Below are 25,668 nucleotides of genomic sequence, written 5' to 3'. Positions count from 1 at the left end.
ACGACGTGAACCACGAGCAGCGTTCGCTGTACCTGGCCATCGTCCTCCTGCCGGCCGGTGCGACCGGCCTGCTCGTGATGCCGGTCAGCATTCACCGGGCCGTGTTCGGTCACCGGGAGAAGCAGACGCTGGTCCGCGTCGCGAGCCGGGTCGCCCGGGTAGGGCTCGCGCGGCTCGCGCTGCTGGTGGTCCTGTGGGCGATCGTCCCGATGGCCGTCCGGCTGCGCGGCAATCGGGACACCGGCCGTTAGGCGGCCGGGGCCAGGGCTCGCAGCGGCGCCGCCAAGGTCGAGCGGAAGAAGTCGAAGAAGCCGTCCGGGTCAGGGCCGGCGTTCATCAGGACCAGCTGGTCGAAGCCGGCATCGGTGAACTCGCGGGCGGCCGCCAGATGCCGCGCCGGGTCGGGACCACAGGCGAACTGCCCCCTCACGTCGTCCTCGGTGACCGTCGTCGTCGCGGCGGCGAAGTTGACCGGGTTGGGTAGCTCGCTCATCACTTTCCAGCCGGTCAGCGCCCACCGGTTGGTCGCGTGTACAGCCTTGGCCGCCTCGGCCTCGTCCGCCGCGTAGGCCAGCGGAACCTCGGCGTAACGCGCCCCGGTTCCGCCCGCGGCCGCGTAGTCCTCGACGATCCCGGGCTTGGGCTCGGTGGCGAACAGGGCATCGCCGCACTCGGCCGCCAGCCGAACCGACGGCCCACCGCTGGCGGCGACAGCGATCTCCGGCAGCGGATCGGGCAGATCGAACACCCGCGCGTCCTCCAGCTGGAGGTAACGCCCGTCGTAGGACTGGTACCCACCCCGCCACAACAGCCGGATGATCTCGACAGCCTCCCGCAGCATCGCGTGCCGCCTGGCCACAGCGGGGAACCCGCGCCCGACGACATGCTCGTTGAGCCGCTCCCCCGACCCGAGCCCCAGCGTGAAACGCCCGTCGGACACGAGGGCGACGGTCGCCGCCGCCTGCGCGACCACCGCCGGGTGGTACCGGATCGTCGGGCACGTCACGCCGGTCACCAGCCCGACCCGGTCGGTGCGCTCGGCGATCGAGCCGAGCATCGTCCACGTGAACGCCGAATGCCCCTGGTTGTCCAGCCACGGGTGGAAGTGATCGCTCAGCTCCACGAAGTCGAAGCCGGCCTCCTCGGCGGCGACCGCCTGACGGATGATCTCCCGGGGGCCGAACGCCTCGGTTGCCAGCTTGTAGCCGACCCGCATCTCTTCTCCTCTCCCTCGTCCGGATCCCTTGTCCGGTCTCCCTCGTCCGGATCCCTTGCCCGGGCCGCCGGCGAGATCGGAGTTGATGTCATCGGCTCTGTCAATGCGACGGGCCCGGCGGGTCTCGAACTCGGCGGTGCCGTTCTGGAGCCTGATGTCACCCGACACCGCGCATCGGTCAACGCGTGGTGTCCTTCAGGTTCTCGCCGGCCTGCTTGATGTTCCCACCGATCTTCTCCGCGGCACCTCGGGCTTCCAGCCCTCGGTCCCCGCTGGCCCGGCCTGCGGTCCGCTTGCCGCGTCCCGTGAACCGCTGCAGGGCATTCCTCGCCTTGTCCACCATGCTCATCGGAAATTCCTCCGTCGGATGACCGTTCGCGCGTGGTTGCGGTGCGGCTATACCCAGCTCTGGCCCGGTGACCCGTAGGAGCAGGCACGTTCAAACGGTGGGAACTCTGCACGATGGCCACCGATCCGGGTCAGGTCAGGATCCCCCGTTACAACCCGCCGTCGCCGGGTAAGACGGCCATATGACCGATCCGAGCATTATCGGCACCCTTGCCGCGATCACGCTGATTGTGATTGGTGTCCTAATTGCTTTCACCTCCGCCATCTCCTGGGACACACAGACGACGTTCGGGGCGTTCGGGATCCTTCTGGGAGCGATTGGCCTGTTTGGTGGCGGCATAGGTTCGTTGATCCGTCACCGGGCCTGAGTCAGGGCGCCGCACGCAGTCGCCCGCGCGTTCATCGTCGGCCTGGAAGCCACGCCGGTGGGTGCACCGGTCGCCGATCGCGACGACCCGGCACGCAACTCCGGGCGGGATCACCAGCGCTCCGTCGGTCCCGACTGCCGCAGGCCTCGTCCGCATCGGTTTTCCCGGTACGGGGATGGGTAGCCGACGAACAGGGGGTGGCTGTCGCACGGCGCTGCCGTCCGGCATCTGGTGACACGGAGCTCGTGATCGCCGAGGCCGGGATCGCGGTCCGGGACGGGTGCCGCGGCTGTCGACCGGGTGGGCAAGTCCCGCGATGTCAAATCCCGCGATGTAATGGAGTGAGTCGTGACCGTTCAGAAGCCTCGTCCGACGACGACCGATGCCGGAATACCCGTCGCCAGCGATGAGCACTCGCTGTCCGTGGGGCCGGACGGCCCGCTGCTGCTGCAGGATCACTACCTGATCGAGCAGATGGCGAACTTCAACCGGGAACGCATCCCGGAGCGTCAGCCGCACGCGAAGGGCGGCGGCGCGTTCGGCACCTTCCAGGTCACCCAGGACATGAGCGCGTTCACCCGGGCGGCGGTGTTCCAACCGGGCACCGAGACGGATGTGATCATTCGGTTCTCGACGGTGGCCGGGGAGCGCGGCAGCCCCGACACCTGGCGCGACCCACGCGGTTTCGCGGTCAAGTTCTACACCAGCGAGGGCAATCTCGACATCGTCGGGAACAACACGCCGGTCTTCTTCATCAGGGATCCGCTGAAGTTCCAGCACTTCATCCGGTCCCAGAAGCGCCGGGCCGACAACAACCTGCGTGACCACGACATGCAGTGGGACTTCTGGACGCTGTCGCCGGAATCCGCGCACCAGGTCACGTGGCTGATGGGTGACCGCGGCATTCCGCGTACCTGGCGAAACATGAACGGATACTCCAGCCACACGTACATGTGGATCAACGCCGCCGGCGAGCGGTTCTGGGTGAAGTACCACTTCAAGACCGACCAGGGCATCGAGTTCTTCACCCAGGACGAGGGTGACCAGATGGCCTCGGTAGACACCGACTACCACCAGCGCGACCTCTTCGAGCACATCGCCGCCGGGGACTTCCCGAGCTGGACGCTGAAGATGCAGATCATGCCGTTCGAGGAGGCCAAGACCTACCGGTTCAACCCCTTCGACCTGACCAAGGTCTGGCCGCACGGCGACTACCCGCTGCACGAGGTCGGCCGGCTGACGCTCAACCGCAACATCACCGATTTTCACACGGAGATGGAGCAGGCCGCGTTCGAGCCGAACAACATCGTCGCGGGCACCGGGCTGTCGCCGGACAAGATGCTGCTCGCTCGCGGGTTCAGCTACGCCGACGCCCACCGGGCCCGCCTTGGTGTGAACTACAAGCAGATCCCGGTGAACTCCGCGAAGGTGCCCGTCCACAGCTACTCCAAGGACGGCGCGATGCGGGTGCAGAACGTCACCGACCCGGTGTACGCGCCGAACTCCTACAGCGGCCCGGTGGCCCAGCCGGAACTGACCGACGACGGCGGCCACTGGTACTCCGACGGCGAGATGGTTCGCGCCGCCTACACCTCGCGCCCGGAGGACGACGACTGGGGGCAGGCCGGGACGATGGTCCGCGATGTCCTCGACGATGCCGCGCGGCAGCGGCTGGTCGACAACGTCGTCGGGCACCTGCTCGACGGTGTCAGCGAACCCGTGCTGGTCCGCGCCTTCGAGTACTGGCGCAATGTCGACAAGGACCTCGGCACCCAGATCGAGGCAGGCGTACGGGCCAAGCAGGACGAGACCGACCCGAAGGCCGCGCAGCAGGCCAACCCGGCCCGGTCCAGCGCGCAGGCCAAGGCCTGACCGTCCGCCGGCCGTGGTTCGGGGCCCGCTCTCCCAGCCGGGCCCGAACCACGGCCGGCGGCGCCACCTCCGCCACTACCGCGAGTCCGCCACTACCGCGAGCACGCTGAGATCGCCGGTTGGGCCAATGACCTCCAGCTCGGCGAGATCATGCGGGGCCCAGGGTGTTGACCATGACGGCGAGCAGGGCGGTGTCGTCGTCGTGGCCGGCCAGCCGGCCGAGTGCGGCCAGGGCCTGGTCGCACAGCTGGTCGGGGGAAGCTGCCGCGGTGGCAGCCACCCGCAGGAGCTTCATCCCCTCGTCCACTGGCCGTTTGCGGTCCTCGACCAGCCCGTCGGTGAAGAACAGGAGAATGCTGCCCGACTCGAGCGTGGTCTGCGTCTGCGGGTACTCGGGTAGTCCCGTGCTCAGTGGGGGACCTGGATCGACCGGCAGGTAGTAGGCCTCGCCGCGCGGAGGGACCAGCAGCGGTGGCAGGTGCCCGGCGGATGCCAGGGTGAGCCGCGCGTTCGCGGGGTCCAGCACGGCAAGCGCCGCCGTGGCGATCTGTCCCTGCTCGAGACGATTCGCCGCCTCATCGAGCCGGGCCAGTACGGCCGACGGACTGGGATCGGTGGTGATGTGTGCGCGGGCGGAGGCTCGCAGCTGGCCCATGGTCGCGGCGGCCTGGATGCCGTGCCCCATGACGTCCCCGATGACAAGCGCCACCCGACCGTCGTCCAGGGGAAGGACGTCGTACCAGTCGCCGCCGACCAGGGCGCCGGCGCTGCCAGGAAGGTAGCGCCAGGCGAACGACAGCCCACCGATCGTCGGCAGTCGCTGCGGGAGAAGGCTGCGTTGCAGGGTGAGAGCGGTGCGCCGTTCCTGTTCGTACAGCTGAGCGTTGCCCACCGCGACGGCCGCCCGCCGGGCGACCTCCTCGATGGCATCCTGCTCGTCGCGGGCGCGTGGGCTGTCCTCGCGACAGAGCACAGCGAGGACGGCGACCGCACGGCCGCCGACGGTGAGCGGAACAGCCAGTACGGTCTCGTCGCCGTCGGTAGTGGTGGTCGTGGTCGTGGTTCCGGTCTGGGTAACCGCCCTCATCAGGGCAAGTTCCCTCGGGGAGGGATCGCCGATGGAGGTCATCGGCTCGTCCGTCAGGACCGCGACGGCCCGTTCGGCGTACCGGGGCACCAACAGGTCGGTGGTCTGCTCGAGGACGCGCCGTGGGTCCAGCGTGGTGGTGATCCGGTCGGCGAGCGTCGCGAGGAAAGCGCTGCGTTCGAGCGCACGGCGCTCGGCGGCGAACAGCCGGGCCCGTTCCACGGCCAGCGCGGTCTGCACCGCCAGCGCCAGGACAAAGTCACGTTCGTCAGCGTCGAAAAGCCGGGGGTGGTCGAAGGAGAACCGCAACGCCCCGAGCACACGGTCACCGACGAGCAGCGGCAACGCACACATCGACACCACATTCGGTTCCCGCTCGGCCAGCTCCGGGTAGCGCGAGTCGCGGTCCTGGCGGGATTCCAACCAGACCGGCATACCGCCGCGGATCGCATCGGCGGCCGGCAGGCGGTCGTCGAGCCGTTCCGCACGCAGCATCGAGACCACCTCCTCGCGGTACCCGACGGTGCCGGGGACCGCGAGCCGCCCAGCGTCCCGCGCGACCAGCAGGCCGCCCCCGAACGCGCCCAGGGCGGTCACCCCCTCGGAAACCACCACCTCAGCGACTTTCTCCGGCGTCGTCGCCAGAGCGAGGGCCGCGGTGACCCCCTGCAGCCGCGCGGCCCGTTCGGCCGTGCGTTGGGTTCTGACCACCTCGTCGAGAGTGTCCAGCAGATACTGCTCGAAGGTACGCACCGGCTCGGGCACGCCGCCCCGGGCAGCGATCCGGAGCTGTGTCACCAGCGATCCCACATACCAGCGGCGGAAAGCCACATGCTGCGGCGGCGATTCCAGGGTGAGCAGGCGGGCGGCACGGGCGTAGCTCTCGATCTCCTCCAACGCCGCCAGGTACTCCTCGCCGGCGTCCGCGGCATCCAGGGGCAACGCCAGCTGGAGATGGGTTCGCGGCTCCCCGGCCGCGACGGCGGCCAACGCCTGACGCTTGATCGCCTCCCGCGGCCGGGCGAAACGGTTCGTCACCAGCTCCAGTAGTTCCGCCAGCCGCTGCGGCACGGTGCCGCTCGCGCCGGTGGCCGCGCCGCCCGCGGCGAGGGCGAACTCCCGGATGAGGCCGTCCACGTGGTGCTTCGCCGCGAGCAGTAGATCTGTCGGGACATCCCCGAGAGTGATCAGATACTCGCCCCGGTCAGCCCTCGGCGCGCTGGGTGACGGCGCGTCGGACACAGCCCCGTGGTGGTTCCCCGCCTCGCCGAGCTCCGCCCACACGGTCTTTCCACCATGATCGGGTTCGACCCCCCACCGTGTCGCGGTGAAGGCGACCAGCGCCATACCACGCCCGGTCAGACCGCCGCCGTCCGGCGGCGGCCGGACGGGCTCCACCCGACTTCCGTCACTGACCTCGACCCGGATCGCCGAGGCGCCGGAACGGAGCCGGACATGCACCGGAACGCTTCCGTGTAGAACGGCATTTGTCGCGAGCTCGCTGACGACGAGCGCGACATCGGACGCGATCGCCTGCCAGCGGGTACCGGAGAGAGCCCTGGTGGCCGCCCGACGCGCGTGCGCGACCGCGTCGGGGGTGGCGTCGAGACGCAGCTCGGCAAGGGTGTCAGCCCGGCCCCCCACAGTCACCGCCGCCCACCCCGCTCCAGTCCAGGTGGACATGCCACCCCAGCCGGCGCACAAACGCAACCGTGCTACCTGGATTATCAGCACATCCCCTGGCCACAGGGTCGCCCAAGCAGACGACAGCCGCAGCCCCGATACGCGAACGCAGAAGGCACCGGTCGGATCACACCAAGCCGGAGATCATCCTGGCTCCCGCAGCCTGTAGCGGTGCGGGCCGTCGTCAGCCGGCGGGGGCACCGACGAAACGGGCGACCCGAGCGTCATCGGGTAGCTGGAACGCGCCCTGGGGCAGGCCGGAACCGGTCTCGTCGCCCGCGTCCTCCGGCAGGTCGGTGACGGTGGCGGGCTTCGTCAGAGCGTGGCGCGCCTGATGAGATCGGCCGTCGCCGCGGGCTGAACGATCATCGCGACGTGCGAGGCACCGACCTCGACGGTGCGCGCGCCGGCCCGCCGCGCCATGAACCGCTGCGCCGCGGCGGGAAGCACGTTGTCGTTGCGGGCAACGAGGTACCAGGAAGGAACGGTCTTCCAGGCCGGGGCGCCGGACGGCTCCTGCAGCGTGCGCACGTCACTCGGCCGCTGGCCGGCCCACATCAGGTCGATGGTCGCCCTCGGCACATCGCCGGCGAACACGTCGCGGAAGACCTCTTTCTTGATATATCCGTCGACGCCCGCACCGTGGGGACGGAGGTCCAGCGCCGTCTCGTTGAGCTTGCTTCCCGGGTACTTCGTCTGCAGGCCCAGCAGCGTCTCGCCCTGATCTGGTACGAACGCGGCCACGTAGACCAGCGCCTTCACGTTGGCGTTGCCGGTCGCGGCGTTCGTGACGACGATCCCGCCGTAGGAGTGGGCCGCGAGGACGAGCGGGCCGCTGAGGGTGGCGAGGATGCTGGCCAGGTAGGAGGAGTCGGCGGCAACGCCGCGCAGCGGGTTCGCCGGGGCGATGACCGGGTAGCCGTCGCGGATGAGCCGGGCGGCGACGTCGTTCCAGCCGGAGGCGTCGGCGAACGCGCCGTGCACGAGTACCACGGTGGGTTTCTGCCTGCCGTCGGGCTGGGTGCGTGCCTGCGCGGCGGACGCTCCGAGCACTGCGCCGGCCGTGGTGCCGGTCGCGACCGCGGCTGATCCGGCCAGCAGCGTTCGGCGAGTTGTCGTAGTCAATGTAGACCTTTCGATATCCGTTGCGCTCTAAGCCGCGATCGAGGGTCAGCGTAGAGTCAGATACTTGACGAGCACTGAACGAATTCGGACGCACACGACGGCGGATCCACAAAGAGTTCGCGCCCCGTCAAGTACGTCGACCTAGGCTGCTGGAATGAAATCGAAGAAAAGTGAGACCGCCGAGAAGTGGGGCCTGAGGATCCATCTTCTGTGCTATGTCCTGGCCAATCTTGTCCAGGTCGTACTGTGGGCGGTTCTCACCCCGGATCATTTCTTCTGGCCCCTGTGGTCGATACTGGCGTGGGGCATCGGGCTGGCGTTCCACGTCTGGGCTGTCCGCTCGCCGTCCACGTTGAACTCCAGGCACTGAGCCGTATCGTTCATCCGCTCCAGCGCGTCCGGGACCAGCAGGTGCAGTCGGGCCAACCGCCACAACGGTGTGGTGTCGGCGACCGACTCGCGGACGAGGTCGTGCGCGAAGCGGTAGGAGAACGGCTTCCCCGGCCGGGGTTCGAGCAGGCCGAGTGCTTCCAGGGGTTCAAGGTGGTCGATGCAGGTCCGGACGTCGAGCTCGGAGACGTGGGCGAGCAGGGCGAGGTCGACGTCCCGGCCGATCAGCGCGGCAATCTGTAACAGGTCTGTGGTGTCGTTGTCGAGGCCGGCCATCCGGTCACGGACGACGTCGCGGACGGTGGAGGGCACCCCGGCCTGTGCGGCGGCGGCGTCGGTGAGATCGCCGCTGTCGGCGAGATGCCGGGCCAGTTCCCGGATCAGGAAGGGGTTGCCGGCGGTGCGGGCGTGGATGCTGCGGGCGACGCCGGGGCTGGGAATCTGGCCGGTGTCGCGGCGGACGAGTTCAGCTGCCTCTGCCGGGTTGAGCGGGCCGAGCCGGATCCGGCGGTGCCGGGGTTGCCGGCTCGCGGCGGCGAGCATCCGGGCCAGCTCCGAGCCGGGTGCGGGTAGCCGGTCGCGGATCGCACCGATGACCACGGTGCTGACCGGCAGGCGGGCGGCCAGGTGGCTGAACATCTGCAGCGAGGCGACGTCGGCCCACTGGAGATCGTCGACGACGATCACCACCGGGCGTCCCACCGAGATGTGGCTGATGAGGGCGACAGCTCGTTCGAACAGCCGGAACCGGGTGCCGCTGTCCGACAGCACCGGCGTGTCCGACAGCACCGGTCTGTCCGACAGCACTGGTCTGTCCCGCGGTGCCGGAGCCGCGGGGGTGACGCCGCGGGGCTCCACGAGGCGGCCGAGCTCACCGGCGTGCCAGTCCTCCCGCGCCGCGGCGGACAGGTTGTCGAGGAGCAGGGCGACCGCCTGTTCCCATGGCCACATCGCCGGTGTGCCGTCGCCTTCGAGGCAGCGGCCCCAGACCACGAGCGCGCCGCGCCTGTCCGCCTCCGCGCCGGCCTCCTCCAGCAGGCGCGTCTTGCCCACCCCCGACTCACCCTCTACGACGACGAGTCCCGCGCCGCCGGCGAACGCCGAGTCCACCGCGCGGCGCAGCACCGCGAGTTTCTCGGCCCGACCGATCAGGCCGTCTACGGACGGCGTCCCGAGGGCAGGCGCCCGCAGAGGCACCCGCAGCCGCTCGGAAGGCCTTCCCTCGGCCGATGCCGGCTCCAGCACACGCCGGTGTGCGGCCACCAGCGCCGGTCCGGGATCGATGCCGAGCTCCTCGGCGAGCCGGGCACGGACTGCCCGCAGGACGGACAGCGCTTCCGCCTGCTGACCGGCGGCGGCCAGGGCGATGACGAGACTCGCCTGCACGGTCTCGTGCAGCGGCGCCATCCCCGCGGCCAGGCGCAGCGGCGCGAGCACGCGCGCAGGCCGGCCCCGGGCCACCGCGAGCTCGGCCGCCGCCACGCACGTGTCAAGGAACTCACCATCCAGTGCGGAGAACACGGACATCGCACTCGATCCGTGAGCCAGGCCGTCACCTGCGGGGCCGTGCCAGAGCCCGAGTGCCTGCACGTACCAGTCGAGTGCCGCGTCGGGGCGCTGCTCCGCGACGCCGGCCCTGGCCACCTCGACCAGTTCCCGGAAGGTGACGACGTCCAGCATGACGGGGCCGGCGGCGAACAGGTAACTGTCACCGCGGCGCTGCAGGTACGACCCGGTCGCACGCGCGGGCAGCGTGGGCTCCAGCAGCCGCCGCAGCGCACCGACGTACTTCTGGAGAATGTTGACAGCCGAGGCCGGGACGTCGTCGCCCCAGATCAGATCGATCAACTGGCTCATGCTGGTCGGCCTGCCCGCACGGGCGAGCAGCAGAGCGAGCAGGTACGCCTGCTGGCGAGGCCCGGCCTCCAGCTCGACGCCGCCCCGCCAGATCCGCAACGGGCCGAGAATCCGAAGACACAGCTGTCCGCCGGAGGAGGCCGTGCCTGCTCCGGGGGTGGCGGTGGTACTCACTGCGGGCTCCTCCGTGCGGGCGATGCGCGCAGCATCGCCGAGCAGTCGGTGCCCGCTGATCTGTCAGATGACCTACGTCGTGTCAGCCGCTCTGGAGCGCGTCACGTAGCGAGGCCCGCGACGTGATGCCGAGCTTCGGGAAGACCTTGTACAGATGCGCACCGACCGTGCGCGGTGACAGGAACAGCCGGGCACCGATCTCCCGATTGCTCAGCCCGGTCGCGGCCAGCTCGGCGATCTGCCGTTCCTGCGGGGTCAGCGCGGCCACCGCGGCGCGGTCCGCGCGGGTCGGCCTGCCGGCGGCGCGTAGTTCGGCTCGGGCCCGTTCGGCCCAGGTCGCGGCGCCGAGCAGGTCGAACGCGCCGAGTGCCTCGGTCAGCGTCTGGCGCGCCAAAGTCAGCTCGCGGGCGCGCCGCAGCCACGCACCGTACGCCAGACGGATCCGCGCCAGCTCGAACGGGAACGCCCGACCGGCGGGATGCGCGACCGCGGCGACGAACAGCGCACCGGCCTCCTCCCGCGGCGCGGTGATCGCCAGTGCCCCGGCGGTGAGCAGCGCCAGACGCGGCGACAGCGCCGGCAGGCCCGCATCCCGGGCGGCTTCGGCGTGCGCGAGGGCTGCGTCGTGCCGGCCGGTGTGCGCGGCGGCCTCGACCAGGTCGAGCAGCGTGCGGGTGGCCTGCTGCGAGTAGCGGGAGAACGTGCCCGGGGCGGTGATTCCAGCGGCGTAGGCGTACGCGGTCTCGTACTCGCCTTCGCTCAGTGCCGCGGCAGCGCCGATCGCCTCCGCGTACTCGGTCAGGAACCCCAGCCCGCGCGGCCGCCCCCAGGCGTCCACGGCCGCCTGCAGGTCACGGGCTCGGGCCAGATCACCGCGGTAGGCGGCCAGCAGGCCGAGGAACGCCCGGAACGACTGAGCGAACAGCGTGTACCCGTGCCCGGCGGTCAGGTCCAGGCCGCGACGGCCGGTGCGCTCAGCCTCCGCCCACGCGCCGGCGCCGATCTGGTCAAGCATGACCATCTGGAGCAGCACCATCACGCTGGTGACCGCGCCGGCCTCCGTCTCCCGGTCGACCGTCCGCAGCAGCAGCTCCCGGTGGTCGCCGAGAACGCCCACATAGTAGGCGGAGACGGTCAGCCTCATCACGTCCCACGGCGCGCGAGCGGCGGGATCGGCGAGGGCGTCAGCGATCCGTTCCGGTATGCCGTGACCGCGCTTCACCAGGTCGCCCCACGCGTCCCGGGCAATCGCCGTCGACGGGCCCATCCGGTCGCCGAACCGGTCGAACAGCGCGTCGGTACGCTCCCAGCGGACCGGGTCGGCAGCGAACTGGCTGATCGCCAGCATCAGGCTCAGCGCACGTTCGGTCAGCTGTTCGTCGGCGACTCCGAACTCCAGCAGCGCGGTGATCCGCCGGTGATTCGCGACGACCTCACCCTCGCGGTAAAGCGCCACGTACCCTGCGGTGATCTCTGCGGCCGGGCCGTCCAACGCGGCGTCCTCCGCGAGGCCCTGTGCGGTGTCGAGCAGACCGGCCTGCCCGGCGACGTACGCGGCGTCGGCCAGCCGCCGGGACCGGTCGGCGGGTCGGCGGCTGAGTTCCGCTGCGCGGGTCAGCCAGGTGATCGCGGTCGCCGCACCGCCGCGCCGCGAAGCCGAGACGGCCGCCTCTTCGAGGGCCGCGGCGACGTCGTCGTCCGGGTCGACGGTAGCGGCGGCCAGGTGCACGGCCCGCCGTTCCGGGCTGTCGCGGTGCAGCTCGGCGAGGTCAGCGTGGGCGGCCCGGCGTTCGTGCGGGGTCGCGGCCTGCACGACGGCCGAGCGGACGAGGGGATGCCGGAACACCGGCTCCCCGGTGGCCGGGTCCGGGGCCAGCAGGCCCGCCTCGACCGCCCGGCCGACGCCGCGCATCCGGTACCGGGCCGCGCCGACCCTGCGCGCCGATCCGGCACCGGTGCCGTCCAGCGCCGCCAGCAGCAGCTCGCCGCGCTCGGTCGCCGGCAGGCCGCGCAGCCGCGTGCCGTAGATCTTCTCCAGCCGCCGCGGCAGCGCGATCGCGCCGGTGTCCAGCAGTTCCGCCCGGGGCAGCTCGATCAGCGCCAACGGGTTGCCGGCCGCGGTCTTCAGAATCATGTTCCGGTGGTACGGGCTGAGCCCGGTCTGCTGCAGGTCCAGCAACCGGGTGGAAACCTGCTCGGTCAGCGGCTCCAGGTTCAGCTCCGGCAGCCCAGCCCCGTCGAGCGGTGACGACGCCTCGGGGCGCACCGCGACTGCCACCCGCACGGCCGTACCCGCGAGGCGCCGCGCGGTGAACGCGAGGACCTGTGTGCTGGGTACGTCCAGCCACTGGCCGTCGTCGACGGCCAGCAGCAGCGGGCTGGCCGCCGAGACGAGGGTCAGCAGGTCCAGCACGGCGATGCCGAGCGCCATCACCTGCGGGGCGGCGGCCGTACCGGTGAACGCCGCGTCGATCACCGCCCGGTGCGCGGGATCCAGGCCTGCCGCGTCGGGCAGCAACGGAAAGACCAGCTGATGCAGCCCGGCGAACGCCAGGTCCCGCTCCGCCTCCGCCCCCGCGCAGCGCACGACCCGGAACCCGGCCGCCGCCGCGGCCAGCTCGTCCAGCAACGCCGTCTTGCCGAGGCCGGCCTCCCCCCGGAGCACCAGGACCGGCCCGGCCGCGTCGCCGAGCAACGCCAGGAGCCGGGACCGTTCCTCGTCCCGCCCGATGAGCTTCCCTTGGCCCACGCGGGAACCTTATCCGGCGACAAATCCCCAGACGGCCCTACCGGACACCGGGTGATGTGACGATCAGTGGCCGGCCGGCTCCGTCGCCAGCCCGGCCGACAATTCCTCGGCGCGGTGGGCGAACAGGTGAGCCTCGCGCTCGGCGGACAGCGCGCGAGCCCGCTCGGCGGCGGCCTGGACGACGGCGGTGGGCTCGCCGCGTGCCTGCATCATCCGTGCCCGCAGCAGGAGTATCAGGCCTTCGGGGTAGCGCTGGCCGTAGGTGTCGAGGAACGAGTCGGCCCGGTCGAGGGTGGCGGTGGCCTCGGCCGGCATCCCGGCCGCCAGCCACATCTCGGCGAGCAGTCCGTACCAGGTGGCCAGGCCCGAGCGTGGCGGGTCGAGCAGGGTCGCCGCGATGATCATTTTGGCCTCTGTCGCGGCGCCGGCCGGGTCTTCGCCGGTCACGGCCCGCGCCCAGCACCGGGCCAGTCGCTGGTAGCTGCCGAGGAAGACGAAGGAATGTTCCGGGTCCACCGCGATTCCCCGTTCCGCTGCGCGTAGTGCCCAGGCGGGGTCGCCGGCCAGCGCCGCTACCGTGACGGCGAAGGCGGCCCAGACCGTGATCGCGTAGGAGTCGCCACACGCGGCGGCCTCCAGCCTGTCGAGCAGCACCCGCGCCCCGTCGACGTCACCGTGCAGCGCGGTGTTCAACGCGAGCATCACGGGCGAGAGCAGCTGCAGGTCGTGCCGGAGCGGATCATCCTCGCGCTGGGCCAGGCCATCGAACATGATCGAGTTGGACTGGCTCAGATACCGGAACGCCTCGCCGATGTTGCCGACGTCCCACTGGTGGATGCCCCAGGCGTGCCGGCCGTAGGCACGCACGACCGGGTCGGCGGACGCCTCGCCCTGATCGAGCAGCCGGCGCGCCAGCCGGCCGGCGCGGTCGAGCTGGATGCCCTGGGAGCACGCGGCCCAGCGGGAGAAGAGGAAGTCGGCTGCCTCCCGTTCCCGGCCGAGGTCACGAGCCAGCTCCTCGGCGCGCTCCAGCAGGTCGACCGCGGAGCCGACGTACCCGGACCGCATCCCGACGACCGCGGTGAGCTGCGACAGGGCGGACAGCTCCCGCTCCGACATGCCCGCTGCCCTCGCCACCTGCGCGGCCGACACCAGCTGCCGTGCGGCGGCCTCGAACGCGGACTTGGCCGCGGCCCGGCGCCCGGCGCGCTCCAGCGCGCTCGAGGTCCGGGCCGGGTCCGCGAGTGGGCCGGCGGCCCACAGGTGGTGGGCGAGGCGCTCGGCGACGGACTCGCCGTCGGTGTCGGAGCGCTCCAGCGCGTCCGCGACGCGCAGGTGCAGCCGGGTGGCGCGCAGCGGCGGCGTCGTCCGGACGACCGACTCCCGGACCAGGTCGTGCGCGAAGCGGAACGAGAACGGGTCCCCGGGCGTGGGCTCGAGCAGACCGAGCGCCTCCAGGGGCTCGAGGCGGTCGATGCAGGTCTGTGCGTCAAGGTCGGCCGCGCGTGCGAGCAGGCCGAGGTCGATCTCCCGGCCGATGAGCGCGGCGATCTGCAACAGGCCGCCGGTGTCGTCGTCAAGGCCCGCCATCCGGTCGCGGACGACATCCCGCACGGTGGACGGCACACCGGCCCGCGCCGCGGCATCCTCAGTGAGAACCCCGCCGTCGGCGAGGAGCCGGGACAACTCCCGCACGAAGAAGGGGTTGCCGGCAGTGCGGGCATGGATGCTTTGGGTAACACCGACGTCGGGGGTCTGACCGGTCTCGCGGCGGACGAGCTCGGCCACCTCGGCCGCGTCGAGCGGGCCGAGCCGGATCCGGCGGTGCCGGGGCAGCCGGCTCGCGGCGGCGAGCATCCGCGCCAGCTCCGAGCCGGGCACGGGCACACGGTCGCGGAGCGCGCCGGTGATCACAGCGCCGCCCGGCGGGCGGGCCGCCAGGTGACTGAACATCTGCAGCGAGGCGACGTCCGCCCACTGGAGATCGTCGATCACGAGTACCACCGGCCGCCGCGCCGAGACCTGGCCGACGAGGGCGACAACCCGTTCGAACAGGCGGAACTGGGCGCCGCTGTCCGGCAGCACCGGCGTGGCGGGAACGCCGCCGCGCGGCTCCACGAGGCGGCCGAGTTCGCCGGCGTGCCACTCCTCCCGCGCCGCGGCGGGCAGGCTGTCGAGGACCGTGCCGACCGCCTGCACCCACGGCCACATCGACGGCGTCCCGTCGCCCTCCAGGCAGCGGCCCCAGACAACGAGCGCGCCGCGCCTGTCCGCCTCCGCGCCGGCCTCCTCCAGCAGGCGCGTCTTGCCCACCCCCGGCTCACCCTCGACGACGACGAGCCCCGCGCCGCCGGCAAACACCGAGTCCACCGCGTGCCGCAGCACCGCGAGCTCCTCGGCTCGGCCGATCATGCCGTCGGCGGTCGGTGTCTCGAGGGAAGGAGCCCGCGGCTGCTCGGCGGACGGCTTCCCGGCGCTGCCGACGAGCGTGGGCAACTCGGTCGGTGGTTGCCCTGACAGCGGCCCGCCTGCGTGCCCGCCCGCCGTTCCCGCCGGCGCGCACGCCGTTCCCGCCGGCCCGTCGTCGTCCGCGCCGGCCGATGCCGCCGAGGTCGGTGGCTGGCCAAGGACCCGCAGGTGCGCGGCCCGCAGCGCGGGCCCGGGATCGATGCCGAGCTCCTCGGCGAGCCGGGCGCGGACCGTCCCGAACACTGACAGCGCCTCAGCCTGCTGACCGGCTGCGGCCAGGGTGAAGACGAGGCTTGCCTGCACGGTTTCGTGCAACGGCGCCATCCAGGCGGCCAGACGCAGGGGCTGGAGCACGAGCTCGGGTTGGCCCAGCGTCACCGCGAGCTCGGCCGCCGGTACGCATGCGTCGAAGAACTCGTCGTTGATCGCGGCGAAGAGCGACACGGCGGTCGATCCGTGGGTCAGCCCGCCACCCGCGGGGCCGTGCCAGAGCGCCAGCGCCTGTACATAGCAGTCGAGCGCCGCATCGAGGCGCTGCTCCGCGAGGCATGTCCTGGCCTTTCCGGCGATTTCCCGGAAGGTGACGACGTCCAGCATGCCGGGGTCGGCCGAAAACAGGTAACCGTTGCCGCGGCGCTGCAGGTACGAGCCGGTTCCGCGGGCCGGCAGCGCGGGCTCCAGCAACCGCCGCAGCGTGCCGATGTATTTCTGGAGGATGTTGACAGCCGATGCCGGGACGTCGTCCTCCCAGATCAGGTCGATCAGCTCGCTCGTGCTGATCGGCCGGCCCGCCCGGATGAGGAGCAGCGCGAGCAGGCAGGCCTGTTGCCGGGGCCCGGCACCCAGCTCGACGCCGCCCCGCCAGATCCGCAACGGACCGAGAATCTGGAGGCAAAGATTCCTGCCGGGAGACGGCTGTTCAGGGCTACCGGCACGGACAGGACGCAATGACATGGCCACGCCTGTTGCTACTCCCGAATCGATGAGGACAGATTGCCAGTCGCGCGGGTCCCGTTTGCTCGCAATGTCTGCAGGGCAAAGTTTACGTCCGGAACCAGCCCGCCGAGATCTGTTACTCGAGGTGGCCGCGGACCCGGTACCCAAAGACACCGGCCCTGCGTACCGACCCGCGTCCCGGCGCTGGCACGGCTGACCATCCATCAGTCGGATTGCGTGTGGGCTGGTGCGGGACGGAGATCAGGCGCCGATGGGGGCGGGTCCGCGCCTTCGCGCAGGCCGTGACGGGCGTAGAAGCGCCGCAGTGGCGACGGCGCCCACCAGTTCGTGTTCCCGAGCAGGCGCATCGTGGCCGGTACGAGCAGCGCCCGGACGATCGTCGCGTCCACCAGGACGGCAATGATCATCGCTACCCCGATCAGCTTGATGAAGGTGATGCCGGAGGTCGAGAACAGCCCGATCACGACCAGGATGAGTAGCGCGGCACTGGTGATGATCCGGCCGCTGCGCTGCAGTCCGACCGCGACCGCCGTGGTGTTGTCGCCGGTCCGGTCGTACACCTCGCGGATCCGGGACATCAGGAAGACCTCGTAGTCCGTCGACAGCCCGAACACGATCGCGAGCACGAGGATCGGCTGCGTCGCCTCCAGCGTCCCGGTGGGTGTGAAGTTCAGCGGACCGGACAGGTGGCCGTCCTGGAAGATCAGGACCAGTGCGCCGAACGAGGCGCCGAGCGACAGGATGTTCATCACGATCGCCTTGATCGGCAGCACGACCGAGCCGAAGGCGAGGAACAGCAGGACGAACGTCGCGCCGACGATGATCAACGCCATCCAGGGCAGCAGGTCGGCGGTGGTGTCGAGCTGGTCGGTCAGCTCCGCGGTGAAGCCACCCACCAGTACCTCGCCGCCAGGCGGTGCGGGGACGTTCCGGATCCGGCGCACCAGGTCCCGCGCCTGCGCCGAGATCGGGTCGTCCTGGTAACTGACGGCGACCCGGGTGACACTCCCGGACTGGCCGGTGACCTCGGCTCCGGTCACGCCGTCGACGTCCCGGACCGCGGTGACGTATCGCTCCAGCCCGGCCTGTCGTTCCAGCCCGGCGCGGTCGGATGAGGTCACGATCGCCTCGATCGGCAACTGGCTGTTGCGGACGAAGTCCCGGTCGACGGTCTCGGAGACGACGCGGCTCTCGGTACCCGCCGGGAGCACCCTGGGGTCGACACCGCCGAACTCCACCCGGAGAAACGGCGAACCGGCCAGCAGCAGGACCGCGAGCACCCCGACCGCGTAGATGACCGGGCGCCGCATGATGCTGTGCGCGAGGCGGTACCAGAACCCGTGCTCGACCTCGCCCGCTGTGGGAGCCGGGCGCGGAATGCGACGGAACCGCCGCACGGAGAGCGCGTCCACCCGGTGGCCCAGGACCCCGAGCAGGGCGGGCAGCACGGTCAGCGCCGCCACCATCGCGACCACGACCGCGGACAGCCCACCGAATCCCATCGAGCGGAGAAAGGGCATCGGGAAGATCAGCAGCCCGGACAACGAGACCGCGACGGTGACGCCGGAGACCGCGACGGTGTGGCCGGCGGTGGCCATCGTCCGAACGATCGCGTCCTCGACGCCCAGCCCACGGGCGATCTCCTCCCGGAACCGTCCGGTCATGAACAGGCCGTAGTCGATCGCCAGACCCAGCCCGAGGATCGTCACCACGTTGATCGAGAAGACCGAGACGTCGGTCAGGTAGCTCAGCCCACGTAGCGCGGTGAAGGCCCCGAGGATGGCCAGACCACCGATCACGAGCGGCAGGCTCGCCGCGGCCACGCCGCCGAAGACGACCACCAGCAGGACGAGCAGCACCGGTATGGAGATCGTCTCGGCACGGCCGATGTCTGCCGCCACCCGCTCGCCGATGTCGCGACTGACCGCGGTGTAGCCGCCGACCTGGGTCTGAAGGCCGGGAGCGGCCAGCCCGTCCTCGATCTCCTTCAGCCCGTCGACGCGCTGCACCTCGTCGCCGGCCACGGTCAGCACGGCGTAGGTGGAGCGCCGATCGTCGCTGACCAGCGCCGGGCTGTTCGTGCCCCAGTAGGTGATCGTCCTGGTCACCACGTCGTCCGGGAGCGCGTCCAGTGTCCCGGTCACGGCCCGCCGGAACGCCGGGTCGTCGACCGTCGCGCTCGGGCTGCTGTAGAGAACGACCAGGTCATTGCCTGTTCGGCCAAGTGTCGCCTCGGCACGGTCGAGCGCACGGGCACTCTCGCTGGCCGGATCGTCGAACCCACCGGTGGTCAGCGCGCCGAACACCTGCGTACCCCAGATGCCCCCGAACGCGGCGAAGGCCACGGCCAGGCTGATGACCCATCGCCGCCGACGGAACATCGCCCGTCCCAGTCGCTCGAACATTGCTGCTCCCTGGACATTCTGCGCGACCTCTGGTCGCAGTACGGGCACAGGCGGCAACCTGCCGCGCGCGGGACGGGCGTCACAGGCCTCGATGGGCGAGCCAGGTTAGGGCCTCGTCAGCGAGCTGGCGCCAACCGCGGATAGAGCCGGCGAACCGCCCTGACGGACCCTGGCGGGCACGGTATTGGGCCTTGCCCTCGACGATGAGCGGCGGAAACGGCATGTATCCACAGGCAGTGGATGAAGACCACGGGCTTCCTGATGGTGAGACCTCGCCTCCAGAGCCATGGCTGGACGAACCCACAACAGCCGTGCCCGACCGCATGCACCTGCCTTTGATCACACTAGGTCGACTCTCTTGATGACAACTGGACGCTTAGTGGATTCGGCGCCGCCTCCACCCGGCCCACCGGTCGCCGGACAGGGTTGGTGCGTGGTGGTCGCGGGGCTACGGCCACCGACGGGACGAAGCCGGGGACGACGGAACGCGGACGCGGCCCGGAATACACCGAGGTAGCGGCGCCCGGCGTGAAGGTGGAAGGCCCGGGGCCCCAGACACGGAAGCGATGCACAGATCGTCAACAGCCCGGTGGTGTGCGCGGGCCGCGCCGGGTGTCGGCCGCGCGCGCCGCGTCCATCCCCCACTCGCAGTAGCGCACGCGGTAGCCCACCTCCCCCAGCCCCAACGGCCAATGTGCCTCGCCAGCCCACTCACCAGCTCTGTCGAGGGCGAGCCGGGCGTGAACGAGGCCTCGACCGCCTCCTCCCAGTCACCGGCCAACTCAGTCACCGGCCAACTCAGTCACGGATTCATGAACCTGCACGGTGAACCCGACCCGGCCGGCATGCAGGCCGGTAACCAGGTGAAGCCAGCCCGGCAACGCGGCGCCGCACAACCCGTTCACCTGACCGGGAAAGGCCGACTCCGGGCCGGCGACATCCGGACCGCTCTGGACATATATCTGGCGGCAGTGAACGTACACGTCCCCATCGAATACCGTCCGCACGGTCAAACACCTCTCCCGACTGACATCACTACCGCCCGAACCGGCGCTGCTTCATTCGGAGGATTCGGCATACGCCAGAGGACCCGGCGGCCGGCGATCAGACGGCCGCTTCGAGTGGCTCTGTTACGTCCGGTCGGGCGGGGCCTGGGTGGGGCCGCCGGCACGGTCGAGGACGGATCGAGGTCGTCAGCTGTCGGTTCGCACGGACCGTGGACCGCGGGCTCTCAACACTGGCTCCAGCCATGCGACGCGGCCACACAACACGTGGGCCGCACCGTGGGGACATGTCAGCATCACAGGTCCAACGGATTCGTCCCGAGCGTCCGCGCCACGACCCGCGTCCTGCCCGCGGACGAGGTCCGGTCATCGTCCGGTCCGACCCGCCCGCGAAGGTCGACGGGCCGCCGCGGCCGACAGAGGCGGTCGCCGCACCGGCCACCCCCGTCGTCGGCTGGCGGCGGCTGTGGGCCGCGGCGCTGCTCGCAGGGTTCGTGACCGTCGCGGCGATCCAGCCGCCCCGCGAGGCACGACCACCGACGCAACCGCCGTGGGTGGACGTCGTCAGCGCCGGCGCCCTCGTCCTCCTGGCAGCCGCGTTCGTCGCCCTGCTGGCCGACCACCGATGGGGCTTCACCCTCGCCGTGTACGGCAGCGCCGGCTTCCTCCTCGTCTCAGCTGTGTGCCCGGCGTGGAACCACCACCAGGCGGGAACGTCGTGGATCGGTCAGACCGGAGTCGCCACAGCGATGCTCCTCGGCTCGCTGGTCGGGCGGGAGCGGACCGGCTCGGCCGGCCGAGCCGGTCCGCTCAGATCGGCAGGGGCCCGGTAGACGGCGGCCGGGCGCCTGCGGTCAGGTGCAGCGGTCCGCCAGCATCCGGGCGGTGGTCCTCACCTCCGTCAGCAGAGCGGGGTCGTAGGTCCCGGAATCGACCCGCAGCCGGAGGAAGCCGACGGCCGTGGTGACCCGTTCGAGGTCGCCGGCGTACTCCCCGGCCGTACCGATCCGGCCGTAGAGCTTCTCCTGGGGCGGTGTGAGGTCGCGGGCGAGCGCCTTGATCTCGTCCGGTGCGCCGGGGTCCGCCTGGGTCAGCCGCAGGGTCGCTATCAGGTCCGGGGCCATCGTCTGGCAGGCACCGGGGGCGAACGACCCGGCTTCGGGCAGTGGCGGAGGTCCCTCCCCGCCGCAGGAGGCCGCCACGCCGACAATGACGGCGACCGTAATGGCGGCCGAGGCGGCTCGCCGGAGTCTGGTCATGGTCGTGCCGCCCTGTCAGCTCGAACCCGAGGTGGGCAGGCCGACGTACGGGAACCATCCGCGGAACCGCACGTCGGGCCCGTCGACGCCGTCACCGAGGCCGGTGACCGCCGCCGGCGGGTTGGGCAGCAGGGCGCCTTCGACAGCCTGGAGCGAGATGTCGACGACGTCATCGCCCAGCCGTCGGCCGTTCGGGTACCCGCCGGTGTCGCCCCCGAGGACGCCGAGCCGGTTCGGTTCCGCGGTCGGCGGGATCGACATGTTCAGCCGAAGCTGCTCGGAGGGCGCGATCTTCGCCGGGTCGACGTCGGCGTTGAGCGCGTGTGCGTTCAGGTCGACACCGAGGTTGGCCTTGTTCACACCGGTCAGGTACACCGCGACGAGGTCGTTGCGCGGTGTCGCCGGCGCGGGGATCTTGTAGATCGCCTCGATCAGCTTCGGCAGTTCGGGCTTGGTGACGAAGTTCAGGAACTGGGCGTCCCGGGCGGGAGTGGAGGCGTTGAACCGGTCCTTCTGGCCGACCGGCACGACCACCTCGTTGACGAGCGGCGAGCCGAGGCGCGAGACCTGCGACCAGTTACCGAAGGACATCCGCATGCCGGAGCCGTCGGTCGGCCCGTAGATCGAGGCGCTGCGCCGCTGGGTGCTGCTCCACACCCCGATCACCGGGTTGCGCGCCGGGTCGCCCTTGAGAGCCAGCTCGGTCTTGGGGACCTGCAGCACGACCGAGTTCACGTTGAACCCGGCGAGGCTGTCCTGCCCGACCTCGGACAGGTCACCGCCATAGAGCAGGTCGAACACCCTCAGGTCGAGGAAGAACGGGTCGTCGGCCTGTCCGGCGAACGTCTTGGCGCCGCCGGGCAGTTCCTTCAGGGACGCCGTGCGCAGCGCCAGGTAGTCCGGCATGGACGCGTCGCCCACGAACGAGGGCGCGACGGGCACCTTGTCCGCCAGCACGGTGGTCTTGCCACCGGCTATCCGCTCCAGCTTGTAGGTCTGCCGGAAATTCAGGTCCGGGTCGTCGAGCGAGGTGACAGGCCCGGTGTTGTAGAGGAACGTGTTCTGGTTCTGATAGGTGCTGGCGAACGTCCAGCGGTAGGTGATGTCGGGCTTCGCGTCGCCGTTGCTGTCGACATTGATGTCGTACTGGGCGTCGGTCGCGAACGGGTAGAAGTTCGGTCCGCCGGCAGGTTCCTGGAAGGGCAGCCAGTTGGCGACGAGCGTCACCGAATCCGGGTCGTCCGGGCTGACGAAGGCGTAGGTGTCGGTGTTGTCGACCGTCGGGTCGCTGCTGATCAGCGGGGCCTCCCGGTGGCTGGACGCGTCAGCGGCCGTCGGTGCGAGGGTCACCGCGGCGCCCGTCGCACCGAAGAGCAGGGCGGTCGCGCCAGCCAGAGCGCGCCGTCGGGGCAGCCGTCCCCGCCGTCGGCGGCCGGGCGTGCCGTCGCGTGCGGATGTCAGTCGGCTCATGGTTCTCCCTCACGGATCGACGGACCGGACGGATGCGCCTGTCCGGTGAACGTCCGTGGTTCGGTGATGAGAGGAGCACGGATCGTGTCGGCTACCTGACATCATTTCTGCGTCCCAGGTGCAGTCCGCGACCGCCGCGGATCCGAATCGCTGGCGAACGACCGGCGGGACGGAAGCGGGGAGGACACGCATGAAGCGGCGACTGGGCGGCGGGGCGAGTCGAGCGCGGGTGCTCGCCGGCCTGGTCTGCGCGGCCGGCCTGACAGGCGCGGCTGTGCTGGCCATGGTCGGCCCGCCGCTCGTCCGGGATGACTCGGGCCACGGTGTCGCGCCGACGCCGACCGGAGCGGCGGCCGTGGACGAGGCGTGGTCCTCCGCGGGCAGGGCGGCGGCCGCACCCGTCGCGAGTCTGCGTGACCGGCTCGACCAGGTGCCGGGGGACTGGCCGGCCTGGGCCGAGCTCGGCCTCGCCTACGTCGAGCAGGCCAGAGTGACCGGTGATCCGACGTCCTACCCACGGGCCGACGGGGCGTTCGCCCGCTCGCTGGAACTGCGTCCGGTGGACAACGACGCCGCCCTCGCCGGGCAGGCGGCGCTCGCCGCCGCACGTCACGACTTCCCCGGTGCGCTGCGCGCCGCGAATGCCGCGGTCGCCGTCAACCCGTTCAACGCGACCGCGCACGGGGTGCGCTTCGACGCGCTCGTCGAACTCGGGCGCTATCCCGAAGCGTGGCAGGCGGCGCAGACCGCGGTCGACCTGCGTCCCGACGTCGCGTCGCTGGCCCGGGTCGCCTACGCGTTCGAGCTGCGCGGCGAGATCGACCAGGCGGCCGCGATGCTGCGGCGGGTAGCAGACGACGCGACGTCGGCAGCCGATGCCGCGTTCGCCTACTTCCATCTCGGCGAACTGGCGCGGCACTCGGGCGACCTCGTCGGGGCGGACGAGGCCTACCGGCGCGGGCAGGCGAGCGACCCGTCATCGGTGTCGCTGCTCGTCGGTCGTGCCCGCGTGGCCGCCGCCCGGGGCGAGAGCGAGGCGGCCCTGGCGGACTACGCCGTCGCGGCCACTCGGAGCCCACAGCCGTGGATCGTCGCCGAGTACGGAGAACTGCTCGAATCGTTGGGCCGGCCCGACGAGGCGAAGCGGCAGTACTCCCTGGTGCGTTCCACCGCGGAGCTGATGCGCGCGCAGGGAGTCGAGGTCGACGTCGAGCTGGCGCTGTTCGAGGCGGACCACGGCGACCCCGCCGCCGCGCTGGCCGCGCTGTCCCCGGCGCCGGGCGGCGAACCGCACCGGGCCGGGGTCTTCGTGGACGACGCTCGCGCCTGGGTGCTGCACCAGCTCGGCAGAGACGACGAGGCGCTGCCGTCCGCCGAGTCGGCGCTCGGCCTCGGCACCCGCCGAGCACTGTTCTCCTACCACCGGGGCGTCGTGCACGCCGCACTCGGCCGGACCGACGCCGCGGTCGCGGACCTCCGGGCGGCGCTGGACACCGACCCGCACTTCTCACCGTTGCACGCGCCCCGGGCACAGGCCCTTCTCGCGTCCCTCGACGCGAGTGCCCGGTGACCTCGCTGCGTCGGGCAGCCGTCCTGGCCGTGACGGTGGCCGCGTTCGTCCTGACGGCGGGCGGATCCGCGTCGGCACATCCCCTCGGGAGTTTCACCGTCAACAGCGCGAGCGTGCTGCGGGTGGGCATCGAGGAGGTTCTCGTCGACGTGGTCGCCGACTTCGCCGAGATACCGGCGGCGCAGGTCCGGCCGGACGTCGACGCGCTGGGAGCCGCCCGCTGGCGGGAAGCGGAGTGCGCCCGCACGGCCGGACGGGCGACGCTGGCGGTCGACGGCCGGGCCCGCCCGCTCGTCCCGATCGGCGGCTCGCTGTCGTTCCCACCGGGCGACGGCGGGCTGTCGACGATGCGGCTGGTCTGCCGATACTCCGCCGAGACCGCCGGGGCAGCGGACACGACCACGACCACGACCACGACGATTCGGTACACGCTGGCCGCGTACGCCGACCGGGTCGGCTGGCGGGAGACGGTCGCGGTCGGGGACGGCACCACGGTGGTCTCCTCGGGCGTACCGTCCCGCTCACCGACGAACCTGTTGACCCGGTACCCCGACGACCCACTGGGCGGCGGTTCCGACGTCACTCGCGCGACGCTGACCGTTCGTCCGGGCGGACCCGCCGCGGCCGACCCGTTGTCGCAGGCGGGCGCCATCGGCACTGGAACGCCTGGTAGCGGTGCGTCAGACGAGGCCCGGCAGGCGGCCGGCGGCCTCGCCGGTTGGGTGAACGGCCTGGTCGAGCGGGACTCCTTCTCACTCGGCCTGGGCGTGCTCGCACTGCTCGCCGCGGTCGTGTTGGGGACAGCGCACGCGTTCGCCCCCGGGCACGGCAAGACGGTGATGGCGGCCCGGATCGTCGGCGGCTCGGCGACAGGACGGCAACTCGCCGCCACCGCCGGAGCGGTCACCCTCACCCACACCCTCGGCGTTCTCGCCCTCGCGGTCGTGCTGTCGGCGTCGAGCGGCTTCGCTCCGGAGAAGATCTATCCGTGGCTCGGTGTCGCGAGCGGGCTGCTGATGATCGGTCTCGGTACCAGTCTGCTGCGGTCAAGGCTGATCATGTCGCCGTATCGCGACCTACTGACCGCGGGCCACGACCACTCGAATAACCACCGCCATGAACACGACCGTGGACACAGCCACGCCCGTCCTCACCGCGACGACAGCCATCACCACCACCACGGCAGCGGCGTTCACAGCCATGGACACCACGACCACGGCCCTTCGCACGGTCATGGTCATGGTCATGGTCATGCGCACCAGCACGGTCACTCGCATGGCGGGCGCTGGCACGTGCACCCGCCCGTCACCGATCAGCCGAGGCTACGCGGCCTGCTCGCCGCGGGACTCGTCGGCGGCATGGTGCCGACGCCGTCGGCCGTCGTCGTGCTGCTTGGAGCGGTCGCACTGGGGCGGGCGTGGTTCGGGGTCCTGCTGGTTCTCGCCTACGGCGTGGGAATGGCGGCGACGCTGGTCGGCGTCGGGTTCCTGCTCGACCGCACACTCATCCCGCTGCTCCAGCGCACCCAGACGCTGGTGCCGGGATTCGCCGCGGGCCTGCGCTGGACGCCGGTGGCGACAGCCGCCCTGGTCGTGCTCGTCGGCGCCGTCGTGGCGCTGCGTGCCGGCAGCCAGGTCACGATATGACTCCAGGCGGATCACAGGG

Annotated in this window: 17 protein-coding genes and 2 pseudogenes; 7 read left to right on the top strand and 12 right to left on the bottom strand. The window is 71.3% G+C overall.

The window, feature by feature from the left end; genetic code table 11:
* The first annotated feature begins 5 nt into the window (after positions 1–5).
* Positions 6–251, top strand: coding sequence for a DUF6328 family protein (locus E0504_RS30800; protein WP_235014987.1), 246 nt, complete (start codon positions 6–8; stop codon positions 249–251).
* Here E0504_RS30800 and E0504_RS30795 read toward each other — a convergent pair.
* On the bottom strand, positions 248–1,216 hold the full coding sequence (locus tag E0504_RS30795; RefSeq protein WP_112109102.1) for a TIGR03557 family F420-dependent LLM class oxidoreductase: 969 nt from the start codon (positions 1,214–1,216) through the stop codon (positions 248–250). The genes E0504_RS30800 and E0504_RS30795 overlap by 4 nt on opposite strands.
* Positions 1,217–1,394: 178 nt before the next feature.
* On the bottom strand, positions 1,395–1,565 hold the full coding sequence (locus tag E0504_RS30790) for a CsbD family protein (protein ID WP_071059584.1): 171 nt from the start codon (positions 1,563–1,565) through the stop codon (positions 1,395–1,397).
* A 181-nt stretch (positions 1,566–1,746) separates the two neighbouring features.
* Between E0504_RS30790 and E0504_RS30785 the strand changes: the two genes are divergently transcribed.
* The gene (locus E0504_RS30785; RefSeq protein ID WP_112109101.1) at positions 1,747–1,932 is read left to right on the top strand and encodes a magnesium transporter accessory protein; all 186 of its coding nucleotides are present in this window, start codon (positions 1,747–1,749) and stop codon (positions 1,930–1,932) included.
* A gap of 348 nt (positions 1,933–2,280) precedes the next feature.
* Positions 2,281–3,804 carry a catalase gene (locus E0504_RS30780; RefSeq protein WP_112109100.1) on the top strand — a complete coding sequence of 508 codons (1,524 nt, stop codon included), beginning with the start codon at positions 2,281–2,283 and terminating at the stop codon, positions 3,802–3,804.
* A gap of 148 nt (positions 3,805–3,952) precedes the next feature.
* Here E0504_RS30780 and E0504_RS30775 read toward each other — a convergent pair whose 3' ends face one another.
* From E0504_RS30775 to E0504_RS30765, 3 genes and pseudogenes are all read right to left on the bottom strand, one after another.
* Positions 3,953–6,541: a SpoIIE family protein phosphatase gene (locus E0504_RS30775; protein ID WP_235014986.1), complete on the bottom strand. Its 2,589-nt coding sequence runs from the start codon at positions 6,539–6,541 to the stop codon at positions 3,953–3,955.
* A gap of 198 nt (positions 6,542–6,739) precedes the next feature.
* A pseudogene (locus tag E0504_RS54430) lies at positions 6,740–6,884 on the bottom strand (YbhB/YbcL family Raf kinase inhibitor-like protein); the annotation flags it as partial.
* Between the two features lie 5 nt (positions 6,885–6,889).
* A complete protein-coding gene (locus E0504_RS30765; RefSeq protein ID WP_243657688.1) occupies positions 6,890–7,699 on the bottom strand; it encodes an alpha/beta fold hydrolase in 810 nt (269 codons plus the stop codon).
* Positions 7,700–7,853: 154 nt separating this feature from the next.
* Here E0504_RS30765 and E0504_RS30760 point away from each other — a divergent pair, with 154 nt between their 5' ends.
* On the top strand, positions 7,854–8,069 hold the full coding sequence (locus E0504_RS30760) for a 2TM domain-containing protein (RefSeq protein WP_112109098.1): 216 nt from the start codon (positions 7,854–7,856) through the stop codon (positions 8,067–8,069).
* A 14-nt stretch (positions 8,070–8,083) separates the two neighbouring features.
* Here the strand turns inward: E0504_RS30760 and E0504_RS30755 are convergent.
* The 5 genes and pseudogenes from E0504_RS30755 to E0504_RS30735 all read right to left on the bottom strand — a co-directional run.
* Positions 8,084–10,045 (bottom strand): annotated as a pseudogene (locus tag E0504_RS30755) (BTAD domain-containing putative transcriptional regulator); the annotation flags it as partial.
* Positions 10,046–10,202: 157 nt separating this feature from the next.
* Positions 10,203–12,869, bottom strand: coding sequence for an AAA family ATPase (locus tag E0504_RS30750; protein ID WP_112109096.1), 2,667 nt, complete (start codon positions 12,867–12,869; stop codon positions 10,203–10,205).
* Positions 12,870–12,932: 63 nt separating this feature from the next.
* Complete coding sequence (locus E0504_RS30745; protein WP_235014984.1) at positions 12,933–16,292, bottom strand: AAA family ATPase; 3,360 nt, start codon at positions 16,290–16,292, stop codon at positions 12,933–12,935.
* A 206-nt stretch (positions 16,293–16,498) separates the two neighbouring features.
* Complete coding sequence (locus tag E0504_RS30740; protein WP_112109094.1) at positions 16,499–18,700, bottom strand: MMPL family transporter; 2,202 nt, start codon at positions 18,698–18,700, stop codon at positions 16,499–16,501.
* 782 nt (positions 18,701–19,482) lie between these two features.
* Positions 19,483–19,713: a hypothetical protein gene (locus E0504_RS30735; protein ID WP_131626289.1), complete on the bottom strand. Its 231-nt coding sequence runs from the start codon at positions 19,711–19,713 to the stop codon at positions 19,483–19,485.
* Between the two features lie 278 nt (positions 19,714–19,991).
* Between E0504_RS30735 and E0504_RS30730 the strand changes: the two genes are divergently transcribed.
* On the top strand, positions 19,992–20,537 hold the full coding sequence (locus E0504_RS30730; RefSeq protein WP_112109092.1) for a hypothetical protein: 546 nt from the start codon (positions 19,992–19,994) through the stop codon (positions 20,535–20,537).
* 21 nt (positions 20,538–20,558) lie between these two features.
* Here the strand turns inward: E0504_RS30730 and E0504_RS30725 are convergent, their stop codons facing one another.
* A complete protein-coding gene (locus E0504_RS30725) occupies positions 20,559–20,963 on the bottom strand; it encodes a hypothetical protein (protein WP_112109091.1) in 405 nt (134 codons plus the stop codon).
* A gap of 15 nt (positions 20,964–20,978) precedes the next feature.
* A complete protein-coding gene (locus tag E0504_RS30720; RefSeq protein WP_112109090.1) occupies positions 20,979–22,433 on the bottom strand; it encodes a DUF4331 domain-containing protein in 1,455 nt (484 codons plus the stop codon).
* A gap of 190 nt (positions 22,434–22,623) precedes the next feature.
* Between E0504_RS30720 and E0504_RS30715 the strand changes: the two genes are divergently transcribed.
* The gene (locus E0504_RS30715; protein WP_112109089.1) at positions 22,624–24,003 is read left to right on the top strand and encodes a tetratricopeptide repeat protein; all 1,380 of its coding nucleotides are present in this window, start codon (positions 22,624–22,626) and stop codon (positions 24,001–24,003) included.
* Positions 24,000–25,649, top strand: a complete 1,650-nt coding sequence (locus tag E0504_RS30710) for a high frequency lysogenization protein HflD (protein ID WP_112109088.1) — start codon at positions 24,000–24,002, stop codon at positions 25,647–25,649. Before E0504_RS30715 ends, E0504_RS30710 begins: the two co-directional genes overlap by 4 nt.
* Positions 25,650–25,668: the final 19 nt, after the last annotated feature.

It is taken from the genome of Parafrankia sp. BMG5.11 (genome assembly GCF_004337455.1).
The sequence above is the reverse complement of the archived record's forward strand: the minus strand, read 5'-3'. Positions and strand labels throughout refer to the sequence as shown.